The sequence below is a fragment of the Streptomyces sp. NPDC007205 genome (assembly GCF_040634095.1).
Classification (GTDB): Bacteria; Actinomycetota; Actinomycetes; order Streptomycetales; family Streptomycetaceae; genus Streptomyces.
Window position 1 is genome coordinate 328,469 of record NZ_JBEYEW010000004.1, and the last position, 12,464, is coordinate 340,932.

At 71.9% G+C, this 12,464-nt stretch carries 11 protein-coding genes; 7 read left to right on the top strand and 4 right to left on the bottom strand.

What is annotated here, in order from left to right; all coding sequences use genetic code 11:
• Window positions 1-18 precede the first annotated feature (18 nt).
• The 3 genes from ABZ624_RS10225 to ABZ624_RS10235 all read left to right on the top strand — a co-directional run bounded on the left by ABZ624_RS10225 (window position 19) and on the right by ABZ624_RS10235 (window position 3,326).
• On the top strand, window positions 19-918 hold the full coding sequence (locus ABZ624_RS10225) for an NTP transferase domain-containing protein (protein ID WP_360084775.1): 900 nt from the start codon (window positions 19-21) through the stop codon (window positions 916-918).
• Entirely contained in the window at window positions 918-2,276 is a 1,359-nt protein-coding gene (locus ABZ624_RS10230; RefSeq protein WP_360084777.1) for a molybdopterin molybdotransferase MoeA, read from the top strand. Before ABZ624_RS10225 ends, ABZ624_RS10230 begins: the two co-directional genes overlap by 1 nt.
• A gap of 69 nt (window positions 2,277-2,345) precedes the next feature.
• A complete protein-coding gene (locus ABZ624_RS10235) occupies window positions 2,346-3,326 on the top strand; it encodes an NAD(P)H-quinone oxidoreductase (protein WP_360084780.1) in 981 nt (326 codons plus the stop codon).
• A 73-nt stretch (window positions 3,327-3,399) separates the two neighbouring features.
• On the opposite strand, the gene ABZ624_RS10240 is transcribed toward ABZ624_RS10235, so the two are convergent.
• Window positions 3,400-4,092 (bottom strand): hypothetical protein, encoded by a 693-nt coding sequence (locus ABZ624_RS10240; RefSeq protein ID WP_360084783.1) that lies wholly within the window; start codon window positions 4,090-4,092, stop codon window positions 3,400-3,402.
• Window positions 4,093-4,267: 175 nt separating this feature from the next.
• On the opposite strand from ABZ624_RS10240, the gene ABZ624_RS10245 reads away from it, so the two are divergent.
• Entirely contained in the window at window positions 4,268-4,813 is a 546-nt protein-coding gene (locus ABZ624_RS10245; protein WP_360084786.1) for a bacterial proteasome activator family protein, read from the top strand.
• 107 nt (window positions 4,814-4,920) lie between these two features.
• On the opposite strand, the gene ABZ624_RS10250 is transcribed toward ABZ624_RS10245, so the two are convergent.
• Entirely contained in the window at window positions 4,921-6,546 is a 1,626-nt protein-coding gene (locus ABZ624_RS10250) for a protein kinase (protein WP_360084789.1), read from the bottom strand.
• Between the two features lie 343 nt (window positions 6,547-6,889).
• Between ABZ624_RS10250 and ABZ624_RS10255 the strand changes: the two genes are divergently transcribed.
• Window positions 6,890-8,545, top strand: coding sequence for a protein kinase (locus ABZ624_RS10255; RefSeq protein ID WP_360084792.1), 1,656 nt, complete (start codon window positions 6,890-6,892; stop codon window positions 8,543-8,545).
• Between the two features lie 107 nt (window positions 8,546-8,652).
• On the opposite strand, the gene ABZ624_RS10260 is transcribed toward ABZ624_RS10255, so the two are convergent.
• Both ABZ624_RS10260 and ABZ624_RS10265 read right to left on the bottom strand, forming a co-directional pair.
• Entirely contained in the window at window positions 8,653-9,696 is a 1,044-nt protein-coding gene (locus ABZ624_RS10260; protein ID WP_360084795.1) for a phosphotransferase, read from the bottom strand.
• Window positions 9,697-9,788: 92 nt separating this feature from the next.
• Window positions 9,789-9,959: a hypothetical protein gene (locus tag ABZ624_RS10265; RefSeq protein WP_360084798.1), complete on the bottom strand. Its 171-nt coding sequence runs from the start codon at window positions 9,957-9,959 to the stop codon at window positions 9,789-9,791.
• Window positions 9,960-10,267: 308 nt separating this feature from the next.
• On the opposite strand from ABZ624_RS10265, the gene pdhA reads away from it, so the two are divergent.
• Together pdhA and ABZ624_RS10275 are read left to right on the top strand one after the other, a co-directional pair.
• The gene (pdhA, locus tag ABZ624_RS10270; RefSeq protein ID WP_360084801.1) at window positions 10,268-11,476 is read left to right on the top strand and encodes a pyruvate dehydrogenase (acetyl-transferring) E1 component subunit alpha; all 1,209 of its coding nucleotides are present in this window, start codon (window positions 10,268-10,270) and stop codon (window positions 11,474-11,476) included.
• A gap of 1 nt (window position 11,477) precedes the next feature.
• Window positions 11,478-12,455, top strand: coding sequence for an alpha-ketoacid dehydrogenase subunit beta (locus ABZ624_RS10275; protein ID WP_360084804.1), 978 nt, complete (start codon window positions 11,478-11,480; stop codon window positions 12,453-12,455).
• Window positions 12,456-12,464 lie beyond the last annotated feature (9 nt).

Below are 12,464 nucleotides of genomic sequence, written 5' to 3' on the forward strand. Positions count from 1 at the left end.
CCGGGACATACTCGGGGGGTGACCGACCATGCCCTTGCCGCCCCCGGAACGCCGGTGCCGTACGACGCCGTCGTGCTGGCCGGCGGCGCCGCCCGGCGGCTCGGCGGGGCCGACAAGCCCGGTCTGCGGGTCGGCGGCCGGGCGCTGCTCGACCGGGTCCTCACGGCCTGCGCGGGCGCCCGTACGACCGTTGTGGTGGCCGACCGGCGGCCCACCGTGCGGCCGGTCCGCTGGGCGCGCGAGGAGCCGCCCGGCGCCGGACCGGTCGCCGCGCTGGCGGCCGGCCTCGGGCTCACCACCGCCGAGCACGCCGTCGTCCTCTCCGCCGACCTGCCCTTTCTCCAGCCGGACACGCTGCGGCGCCTGCTGACCGCCCTGAGCGGCACCGGGGCCGACGGCGCGCTGCTCACCGACGCCGACGGCCGCGATCAGCCGCTCGTGGCCGCCTATCGCACCGCCGCGCTCCGCCGCGAGCTGGCCGCCCTCGCGGCCGGACCGGACGGCCTGACCGGACTGCCTCTGCGCCGGCTGACCGGCGCCCTCCGCCTCACCCGCGTCGCGGACCCGCTGGCGTCCTTCGACTGCGACACCTGGGACGACATCGCCGACGCCAGGGCACACATCAGGGAGCATGGGCACGTGTTGGATGAATGGATCTCCGCAGTCAAGGACGAACTGGGTATCGACCTGGATGTCGACACCGGCGTCCTGCTCGACCTGGCCCGGGACGCCGCGCACGGCGTGGCCCGCCCCGCCGCCCCGCTGACCACCTTCCTCGTCGGCTACGCCGCGGCCCAGGGCAAGGGAGGTCCCGAGGCCGTCGCCGAGGCCGCACGCAAGGCGGCCGCGCTCGCGCTGCGCTGGGAAGAGGAGAACGACCGAGGCGACAGCGGGGGCCCGAGCGCCCCGGACGCCTGATGACCGCCCCCGGAACGCGGGCCGGCGCGCCCGCCGAGGACAGCGACGACCTCGATGTCGAGGAGGCCCTGGCCCTGGTGAGGGAAGACAAGGACGACGACCACGGGAACCAGGGCCAGGTGCCCGCCCCGGCGCCTGACGCACATGGCGAGCGGCATCGGGCCATCCCCTGGCCCCAGGCCCGTGAGATCGCCGCTCGCGCCGCCCGCGCCCGCGTCCGTCCCGCCCCCGTCACCGTGCCGCTCGCCGACGCCCTCGGCCTTGCCCTGGCCGCCCCTCTCAACGCGCTGACCGACCTGCCCTCCTTCGACACCTCCGCGATGGACGGCTGGGCGGTCGCCGGACCGGGCCCCTGGGACGTACGGGACGAGGGAGTGCTCGCCGGGCATGCGCAGCCCGAGCCGCTCACCGACGGCGAGGCGGTCCGCATCGCGACTGGCGCCCGTATCCCGGCCGACACCACGGCCGTCCTGCGCAGCGAGCACGGCCGGGTGGACGCCCAGGGCCGGCTCCACGCCACCCGGGAGATGGCGCACGGCCAGGACATCCGCCCGCGCGCCCAGGAGTGCCGCAGCGGTGACCAGTTGCTGCCCCTCGGCACCGTGGTCACCCCTGCCGTCCTCGGCCTGGCCGCGGCGGCCGGATACGACACCGTCACCGCCGTACCGCGTCCGCGTGCCGAAGTCCTCGTGCTCGGCGACGAATTGCTGACCGAGGGCCTGCCGTACGACGGGCTGATCCGGGACGCGCTCGGCCCCATGCTGCCGCCCTGGCTGCGCGCGCTCGGCGCCGAGGTCGTCGCGGTGCGCCGGATCGGCGACGACGCCGAAGCCCTGCACCGGGCCGTCACCGGCTCCGAAGCCGACCTCATCGTCACCACCGGCGGCACGGCGGGCGGCCCCGTCGACCACGTCCATCCCATTCTGGAACGCATCGGCGCCGAACTCCTCGTCGACGGCGTCAAGGTGCGACCCGGCCACCCCATGCTGCTGGCCCGCACCAAGGACAACCAGCACCTCGTCGGCCTGCCCGGCAATCCCCTCGCGGCCGTCTCCGGCCTGCTCACGCTCGCCGAGCCGCTGCTGCGCACCCTCGCCGCCCATCCGGCCCCCGAGCCGTACACGCTGCCGCTGAGGGAGGCGGTCCAGGGGCACCCGTACGACACCCGGCTCATCCCCGTGGTGCTGCGCGGGGACCTTGCCGTACCGCTGCACTACAACGGTCCGGCCATGCTCCGCGGTATCGCCGCCGCCGACGCGCTGGCCGTCGTACCGCCGGGCGGGGCCCGGCAGGGTGAGGAGGCGGAGCTGATCGATCTGCCGTGGGCGGCGGCCGGAATCGGGGTGTGTTTCACGTGAAACACCCGGCATCCGGGAGGAAGCGGGTCCGTCCCGAAGACGCATTGGGTGGGGAGTAGCGTCACGCGCATGCATGCGATCACGATTCCTGAACCTGGTGGTCCCGAGGCGCTGGTGTGGGCGGAGGTCCCCGACCCGGAGCCCGGCGAGGGCGAGGTGCTGGTCGAGGTGGTGGCCAGCGCCGTCAACCGCGCCGACATCATGCAGCGCAAGGGCTTCTACGACCCGCCGCCCGGCGCCTCCCCCTACCCGGGCCTGGAGTGCTCCGGCAGGATCGCCGCGCTCGGCTCCGGCGTATCCGGCTGGGCCGTGGGCGACGAGGTGTGTGCGCTCCTCGCGGGCGGCGGTTACGCCGAGAAGGTCGTCGTACCGGCCGGGCAGCTGCTGCCCGTGCCCGAGGGCATCGACCTCAGGCAGGCGGCTGCGCTGCCCGAGGTGATCTGCACGGTCTGGTCCAACGTGTTCATGATCGCCCACCTGCTGCCCGGGGAGACGCTGCTCGTGCACGGGGGGTCCAGCGGTATCGGGACCATGGCCATCCAGCTCGCCAAGGCCGTCGGGGCCAAGGTCGCGGTGACGGCCGGTACCAAGGAGAAGCTGGAGCGCTGTGCCGGGCTGGGCGCGGACATCCTCATCAACTACCGCGAGCAGGACTTCGTCACCGAGATCAAGCAGGCCACCGGGGGCGCGGGGGCCGATGTGATCCTCGACAACATGGGCGCGAAGTACCTGGACCGCAATGTCCAGGCGCTCGCCGTCAGCGGACGCCTCGCGATCATCGGTCTGCAGGGCGGCGTCAAGGGCGAGTTGAACATCGGCACGCTGCTCGGCAAGCGGGCCGCGATCAGTGCGACCTCGCTGCGGGCGCGGCCGCTGACCGAGAAGGCGGCGATCGTGGCTGCGGTGCGGGAGCATGTGTGGCCGCTGTTTGCCGGGGGGCATGTCCGGCCGGTTGTGGACCGGGAGCTGGCGATGCCGGAGGCGGCTGAGGGGCACCGGGTGGTGGAGGAGAGCGGGCATGTCGGCAAGGTGCTGCTGGTGACGCCGTAACGCTGGGGTGCCGGTACGGCGCCCTGCTGCGGCCGGGAAGGCACGACTGGCCGCAGCTACGGCGGGCGCCGCCTCAGTCTCTGCGGAGTCTGAGGGCCAGGAAGGCCAGGGCCAGGCCGAGGCCGATCAGGACCAGGCCGCTGCCCAGAGGAAGGATCTGCAGGACCGGCTCGGTGGTGTTCTCGTTCTGCTGGGCGGCGTTCCGGGCCGGGGCCCTGGCGGGGTCGAGGCCCGCCTCGTGGGGGGCGGCCGACGGCGTCGCGGCCGGGAGGTCCGCGGTTTCCGGCTCCTCCGGCCGGCCGGAGTCCGATGTCCGGGGAGGCGGCACGGGGTCGTCGTCGCCCTCCACCTCGGCCGCGGGCCCGTCCGGCCGGCCCGGCCGCATCCGGCCCTCGCCGGCGCGGCTGCCCGCACGGGTCGGCTCGATGGCCGCCGGGCGGTACGAGGCGGAGGCGGAGTCGGAGGGTATGGGGATGAGCGTGGGGCCGGCGGTGGGCACGCCCGGGTGATCGTGATCGTGACCGGGTGGCTTCGGACGCTCCGGGTGTTCCGGACGCTCGGCAGCGGCACCTGCAGCGGCACCCCCCGAGTGTTCATGGACCGAGGGCTCCGAAGGCCCTGAGGGCCCCGGGTGCTCCACGGGAGCGGGCTCGGCGGCGTATGCGGCCGTGGCGTACTGGGTGACGGCGCCGTACGAGGGAAAGGCCGCTCCGAGGACGAGCAGCAGCCGTGCGCAGGGGAACGTGATACGCAGCCATGGAGTCACGTCGGTGACCTCCCGGAGCCCGGATGTCGTGGTCGATGGAATAACCGACGGAAATAAGCCTCACATCTGATGGCAAACAGGGCATTTCAGAATGCGCCGTTGGGTCTAAACGGTGGATCAGCCCCATGAGGGGGCACGACGGTGATGAGGTGTACGGGTGCGAGAGAATGGCGGCATGGAGATGCCGAGGAACGAACGGTCGCCGGAGAACCCCCAGATCCTCGTCGTGGGCCAGGACGGGATGGCGCTCGGCGGCGGTAACGGGGACGACGACTCCCGAGAGACTCCGCTGACGGAGCAGGTCGAGCAGCCTGCCAAGGTCATGCGGATCGGCAGCATGATCAAGCAGCTCCTGGAGGAGGTGCGCGCGGCTCCTCTGGACGAGGCGAGCCGGGTGCGGCTGAAGGAGATCCATGCCAGCTCGGTGAAGGAGCTGGAGGACGGTCTAGCGCCGGAGCTGGTCGAGGAACTCGAGCGGCTCTCCTTGCCGTTCACCGACGACGTGACCCCGAGCGACGCGGAACTGCGGATCGCTCAGGCGCAGTTGGTGGGCTGGCTGGAAGGCCTCTTCCACGGGATCCAGACGACGCTGTTCGCCCAGCAGATGGCCGCGCGGGCCCAGCTGGAACAGATGCGCCGCGCGCTCCCGCCGGGCGTGACCGGCCCCGAGGGCGGCGACGACCACCGCGCCGGCGGCCGTTCGGGCGGACCGTACCTGTAACCAGCCGACACCACCTGGAACGAGCGGGGCCCGGCACGGAAAGTGCCGGGCCCGAAGCTTGGGACAGGAAGCCTTTGTGTGCCGGCGGCCTCTGATCCGCGGTGTTTTCAGGCGGGATTGCCGGTCGAGACGCTCAACTCGATGGTGCCCGGCTTCTTCGGGTCCACGTCCGTGCCCGCGGAGGGGAACTGGTCCAGCACCGCGCCGTCGCCCCAGGTGTTGTCGGGCACGTGCTTGATCGTGTACTCCCACTTCGCGGCCTGGAGGCACGCCTTCACCGAGTTGATGTCCTTGTACTGGAAGTTGGGCACTTCCACCTTGGAGGGGTCGAGGGCGGACTCCTCGGGCTCCGTGCACTTCTCCTTGTCGATCACCCGGCTTGTGTCCGGCCCGCGATAGCCCGGCTTGTGGGAGCTGGACGCGGAGGCACTCGACCCGCCCTGGCCTCCCTTGTCGTCACTGCCGTTGTTCAGCGTCAGGGCGACCACCAGGGCGATGACCGCGACGAGCGACACCGCGACCGATCCGATGATCACCGGCTTGTTGCTCTTGCTCGCGCCGGAGCCCGGCGCGGACGGCTGCGGCGAGATCGTGTACGGCGGGGTCGGGGCGGCCTGCGGAGCCTGCGGGCCGTAACCCATCGGAGGCGGCGTCCGGTAGCCGCCCTGCTGCGGGTAGCCGTAAGAGGGGGCGGGCGTCTGCGGCGCACCGTACGGGCCTGTCGTGTACGGCGTCTGGACCGGGCCGGGGGCCGCCTGGGCGGTCTGGTCGACCGGCGGGAACACCGCGGAGCCGACGCCCGCGCCGCTCTGCACCGGCGCGGCGCCCGGCACGATGCTGGGCGCGGCCGCCTGGAAGGAGGCGGCGACGCGCAGGCACTCGTCGCGCATGGCCTCGGCGGTCGGGAAACGCTCGTTCGGATTCTTCTTCAGCGCGCGGGCGACCAGGGCGTCCACCGCCGGCGGCAGGGACCGGTTGATCGACGAAGGAGTCACCGGCTCCTCCTGGACATGCGCGTAGGCGATCGCCAGCGGCGAGTCCGCCTCGAACGGCAGCCGCCCGGTGACCAGCTGGAACAGCATGATGCCGACCGAGTACAGGTCGGAGCGGGCGTCCACGCCGCGGCCGAGGGCCTGCTCGGGCGAGAGGTACTGGGGGGTGCCGACGACCATGCCGGTCTGCGTCATGGACGTGACACCGGACTGCATGGCGCGGGCGATGCCGAAGTCCATGACCTTGACCACGCCGCGCTTGGTCACCATCACGTTGCCCGGCTTGATGTCGCGGTGGACCAGCCCCATCTCGTGGCTGATCTCCAGCGCCGCCAGCACGTCCGCGGTGACCTTGAGCGCCTTGTCGGCGGGCATCGCGCCGTACTGCCGGATGTCCTCATCGAGGGCCGACCCCAGCGGGCGGCCCTCGACGTACTCCATGACGATGTAGGGAGTCGTCAGACCACCGAGGTCGTCCTCGCCGGTGTCGAAGACCGAGACGATATTGGTGTGCGTGAGCTTGGCCACGGCCTGGGCCTCGCGGCGAAAGCGCTCACGGAAGGCCTGTTCCCGGCCGAGTTCCGTGTGGAGCGTCTTGATCGCGACCTGGCGGTCGAGCACGGCGTCGTACGCCAGGTGCACCGAGGCCATGCCGCCCTCGCCGAGCAAGTCGCGCAGCTGGTAGCGGCCGCCGGCCAGCGCCTGCCCCGCGTACCGCCCGTGTGCGCCGTCCTGGCTCATCTCTCCGCGTCCCCCACTGGCCGTCCGGCGCGTTCGCTCGTCGCACGGTCCTTGATCGAATGTCTCATTCCCGGCCAAGTCTGCCCCAGGGCACTGACACGTCAAGCGCGGTGCCCGTTCCGTGACCGTACGCGCAAGAAGCGTCGCGCAAGCGTTACAGGGGGCGTACGACGGGTGCACAGAATTTGCACGACAGCGCGTGCTACGGGTTTCATGGCCGGTCTGGCTCCGGCCGGTCCGGGTTCCGGTTCCGAACCGGTGGCTCGCGTGGAGGCTGTAGCGTGGCCGACGGAGACCGTAACAACACCGCGCGCACCGCGGGCAGAAACGACGGCGAGGACTGATGGCACAGACGCAGCGCGCCCAGGGCCCGTCCGACCCCGAGGCGAGTGGCGGCGGTATGTCGGACGCGCCGGAGATGTGGGGCAACGGCGGGCTCGTCGGCGACGGCCGGTACCGGCTGACCCACCGGCTCGGCCGGGGCGGCATGGCCGAGGTGTTCGCGGCCGAGGACGTCCGTCTGGGCCGCACGGTCGCGGTCAAGCTGCTCCGCGCCGACCTCGCCGAGGACCCGATCTCCAAGGCCCGCTTCACGCGTGAGGCGCAGTCCGTCGCCGGCCTCAACCACCACGCGATCGTCGCCGTGTACGACTCCGGCGAGGACGTCGTCGGCGGCCAGTCCGTGCCGTACATCGTGATGGAGCTGGTCGAGGGCCGTACCATCCGCGATCTGCTGATGAACGCCGAGGCGCCGGGTCCCGAGCAGGCCCTGATCATCGTATCCGGGGTGCTGGAAGCGCTTGCCTACTCGCACCAGCACGGCATCGTGCACCGCGACATCAAGCCCGCCAACGTGATCATCACCGACAGCGGTGCCGTCAAGGTGATGGACTTCGGCATCGCGCGCGCCCTGCACGGCGCCTCGACAACGATGACGCAGACCGGCATGGTCATGGGCACGCCGCAGTACCTCTCCCCGGAGCAGGCGCTCGGCAAGGCCGTGGACCACCGTTCCGACCTGTACGCGACCGGCTGCCTGCTGTACGAACTCCTCGCGCTGCGGCCCCCGTTCACCGGCGAGACCCCGCTGTCGGTGGTCTACCAGCACGTCCAGGACATCCCGACCCCGCCCTCGCAGGTCTGCGACGGCTGCCCGCCGGAGCTGGACGGCCTGGTCATGCGCTCGCTCGCCAAGGAGCCGGACGACCGGTTCCAGACGGCCGAGGAGATGCGCGGTCTGGTCCAGTACGGCCTGCAGATGCTCTACGAGGCGGGCGGCCACACCGGTACCTGGAACACCGGCCTGGTGGAGGCGCACGACGGCCGGCACACCCCGGCGGGCGGCTTCACGGGCACCACCGCGATGCAGCACCCGGGCGGGTTCGGCCACGGCACCGCGCAGATCCCGCAGCCGATCCTGCCGCAGGGCTACGGCAGCGGCGACGACGGCGGCTTCGAGGGGCACGGCAACAGGGGCAGCGGCCGGGGCAGGGTGTGGATCCTCGCCGTCCTCGCGGTCATCGCGATCGCGGCGGGCGTCGCGTACGCGCTCCAGGGCATGGGCAACGGCGGGGGCAGCAACGGCACGGACACCAAGTCGCCGACGACGCACTCGAAGCCCACGAAGACGCACTCGGACTCCCCGACCCCGTCGGACGACAACACCGACCAGCCCTCGGACCCCACCACCGAGAACGGCTCGGACACGACCTCGGGCGGCTCCGGCTACACGCCGTCGGACCCGCAGACCTCGCAGTCGCAGTCCACGGGGCCCACCGACGAGCCGTCGGACCCGCAGACGTCCCCGTCGCAGTCCACGGACCCCACGACCGGCGGCACGATCGGGGGCACCGACGCCGGCGGCACGGACGCGGGTACCGCCGACGGCGGCACCACCGCCGGGAACACCGCGGACGGCGGCACGGACGCGGGCACCACCGACGGTGGCACCACCGCCGGGAACACCGCGGACGGCGGCACGGGCGACCCCACCGGTTGAAGGACACCCACCGCGCCCGTGACGGCGTCACCGTGAGGTGACCCGGGGCGCGGCCGCGGTCGCGGTCGTGGTCGCGCCGAGGTGACCCGGCCGGTGGCCGCGGGCGCTCACCGCACGAACGCGTCGCAGACCGCGTCGTACTCGCGGGTCCACCACACCGCGAGCGCCGACGCGGCCGGGAACTGGCAGTCCGCGCGCGTGTCACCGCGTTCGTAGTGCCAGCGCAGCATCCAGAAGTCGTTCAGCCGCTCCCACCACACGCGGTGCACGGCCGCCGCCAGCTCCGAGGGCGTGGCGCCGGCCGCGCGCCGGTACGCGCGCGCGTAGGCGCGCACTTTCGGCAGGTCCAGGGCGCCCGCGGGCCGTACGAAGAAGATCGCGGCGGCGCGTACGGCCTCCTCGGCGCGGGGCTGCACGCCGAGCCGGTCCCAGTCGACGATGGCCGCCGGGGCGTCGTCCTTGTAGAGCAGGTTGAACGGGTGGAAGTCGCCGTGCACCCAGCCCACCGAGCCGCCGCGCGGCGGGCGCCGGTCCGCGTGCTGCTCCAGGAGCGCGCGGCGTTCCAGCAGGCGGTGCCGGGCGAGTTCGTCGAAGGCGTCGGCGGGGCGGTGCCGGCGCACCTGGGCGAGCAGATCGTCGATGAGGGCGAAGGTGTCGTCCGGATCGGCGCTCTCCACGGGGTGGGGGCTTGTGGCCGGCCGCGTGCGCCCCTTGGGCGGCATCACGCGCTCCAGGCAGGCGTGCACGGCGCCCAGGAGCGCCCCGAGCCGTGCGCTCTCCCCGCGGGTGAGCTGGCCGCCGTGGCGGTGCCTGCCGTCGATCCAGGGGTGCAGGGCGTAGGCATGGCCGCCGACGACGGCGACCGTACGGCCCTCGCGGTGCGCGAGCGGTACGGAGACCGGGACGCCGAGATCGGCCAGGCGCTGGGTGGCGCGGTGGCGGCGCTCGATGGCGGCCGGGTCGGCGGTGTCGGGGTCGAAGTGGTGCTTGAGGAAGTAGCGGCCGCGGGTGGTGCACAACCGGTAACCCCGGTTCAGCAGGCCCTGGTCGACGGGTTCACAGGTGAGAGCGGTACCGGCGGCGTACAGGCGGAGCAGGGCGCTGAGAGGGGGCGCGTGGGGTACGGCAGGTGGTACACAAGAGCGCGGCACGCCGCAGATGCTAGGGCACGAAAAGCCGCTGTGAGCTGGGGCTTGTCACAGGCAGTCGCCGATGATCGCTTTCGGTCACGCGGCAGGCTTTATCAGAGAGTTCCGTCAATTCCGCTCTTTCCGCCTGCGCGTAATTCTTGATCGTCTTCTCGGCGGGTGGCCGGAATGCGCGCCAGCGCGTCGGCCACCGTAGAGGCCTCGCTGACGGTCGCCGAGGAGAAATGCTCTGGTTTTTCCCTCTTCACGCCCGGAATGACTCTCACACGCAAACTCTTCCCGTGAGCTGGGTCAGCGGGATAACGTGCCGTTGCTCCGGCCTTCCGCAAGGCTGTGACCAGCGCGCTTCCAGCCCTCTCCGATTTACTTGGAAATCCAAGCAAAATCGCAGGTCAGGTGAGGTTTCACAGAAATGTGGAGCACTGGGTAACGTGTTGGTTGCAGGGCGCTCGCCGGGGCACCTGTCACGCCTGTTCCCGGCCGAGTGGCACCCACCCCGTGCCCGGTGGTCGAAACAGGTGAGCCGCACTGGCCTACCGGCAACCCCGGGGGCCGGAACGACGGAGGAGCACACGTGACCGTGGACAGCAGTGCCGCGCGCAAGCCGCGACGCAGCGCCGCAGGCAAGGCCGGCACCACCGGCACCAAGACCGGCACCCGCAGCACCGCCGGGCGCGCCACGCGCGCGAAGAAGGACACCGAGCCGGAGCTCGTACAGCTGCTGACGCCCGAGGGCAAGCGGGTCAAGAACGCCGAGTACGACGCCTACGTCGCCGGCGTCACCCCCGAAGACCTGCGCGGCCTGTACCGCGACATGGTGCTCACCCGCCGCTTCGACGCCGAGGCCACCGCCCTGCAGCGCCAGGGCGAGCTGGGCCTGTGGGCCTCCCTGCTGGGCCAGGAGGCCGCCCAGATCGGCTCGGGCCGGGCGCTGCGCGACGACGACTACGTCTTCCCGACCTACCGCGAGCACGGCGTCGCCTGGTGCCGCGGGGTCGACCCGACGAACCTGCTCGGCATGTTCCGCGGTGTGAACAACGGCGGCTGGGACCCCAACGGCAACAACTTCCACCTGTACACGATCGTCATCGGCTCCCAGACGCTGCACGCCACCGGTTACGCGATGGGCGTCGCCAAGGACGGCGCGGACAGCGCGGTGATCGCCTACTTCGGCGACGGTGCCTCCAGCCAGGGCGACGTCGCCGAATCGTTCACCTTCTCCGCGGTCTACAACGCGCCCGTGGTGTTCTTCTGCCAGAACAACCAGTGGGCGATCTCCGAGCCCACCGAGAAGCAGACCCGCGTGCCGCTCTACCAGCGCGCGCAGGGCTTCGGCTTCCCCGGCGTGCGCGTGGACGGCAACGACGTGCTGGCCTGCCTGGCGGTCACCAAGTGGGCGCTGGAGCGCGCCCGCGACGGCGAGGGCCCCACCCTGGTCGAGGCGTACACCTACCGTATGGGCGCCCACACCACCTCCGACGACCCCTCCCGCTACCGGGGCGACGAGGAGCGCCTCGCCTGGGAGGCGAAGGACCCGATCCTGCGCCTTCGCCGGTACCTGGAGGCCTCAAACCACGCGGACGAGGGATTCTTCGCGGAACTCGAGGCCGAGTCCGAGACGTTGGGCAAACGAGTGCGCGAAGCGGTCCGCGCCATGCCCGACCCGGACCACTTCGCCATCTTCGAGAACGTGTACGCGGACGGGCACGCGCTCGTCGACGAGGAGCGAGCCCAGTTCGCCGCCTACCAGGCGTCGTTCGCGGACGCAGAAGGGGGTCACTGAGATGGCCGAGAAGATGGCGATGGCCAAGGCCATCAACGAGTCGCTGCGCCGCGCCCTGGACACCGACCCCAAGGTCCTCGTCATGGGCGAGGACGTCGGCAAGCTCGGTGGCGTGTTCCGGGTGACGGACGGCCTGCAGAAGGACTTCGGCGAAAGCCGCGTCATCGACACCCCCCTCGCCGAGTCCGGCATCGTCGGCACCGCGATCGGCCTCGCCCTGCGCGGCTACCGCCCGGTGGTGGAGATCCAGTTCGACGGCTTCGTCTTCCCGGCCTACGACCAGATCGTCACCCAGCTCGCCAAGATGCACGCGCGTTCGCTGGGCAAGGTCAAGATGCCGGTCGTCGTCCGCATCCCCTACGGCGGCGGCATCGGCGCGGTCGAGCACCACTCGGAGTCCCCCGAGGCCCTGTTCGCGCACGTGGCGGGCCTGAAGATCGTGTCCCCGTCGAACGCGTCGGACGCGTACTGGATGATGCAGCAGGCCATCCAGAGCGACGACCCGGTGATCTACTTCGAGCCCAAGCGGCGTTACTGGGACAAGTCGGAGGTGGACGTCGAGGCGATCCCGGCCCCGCTCCACAAGGCGCAGGTCGTCCGCGAGGGCACCGACCTGACCCTGGCCGCCTACGGCCCAATGGTGAAGCTCTGCCAGGAGGTCGCCGCCGCGGCGGCCGAGGAGGGCAAGTCCCTGGAGGTCCTGGACCTGCGCTCGGTATCCCCCCTCGACTTCGACGCCATCCAGGCCTCGGTGGAGAAGACCCGTCGCCTCGTCGTGGTCCACGAGGCCCCGGTGTTCTTCGGCTCCGGCGCGGAGATCGCCGCCCGGATCACCGAGCGCTGCTTCTACCACCTCGAAGCCCCCGTGCTCCGGGTCGGCGGCTACCACGCCCCTTACCCGCCGGCGCGCCTGGAGGAGGAGTACCTGCCGGACCTGGACCGCGTGCTCGACGCCGTCGACCGCTCGCTGGCGTACTGAGGAGAGGGT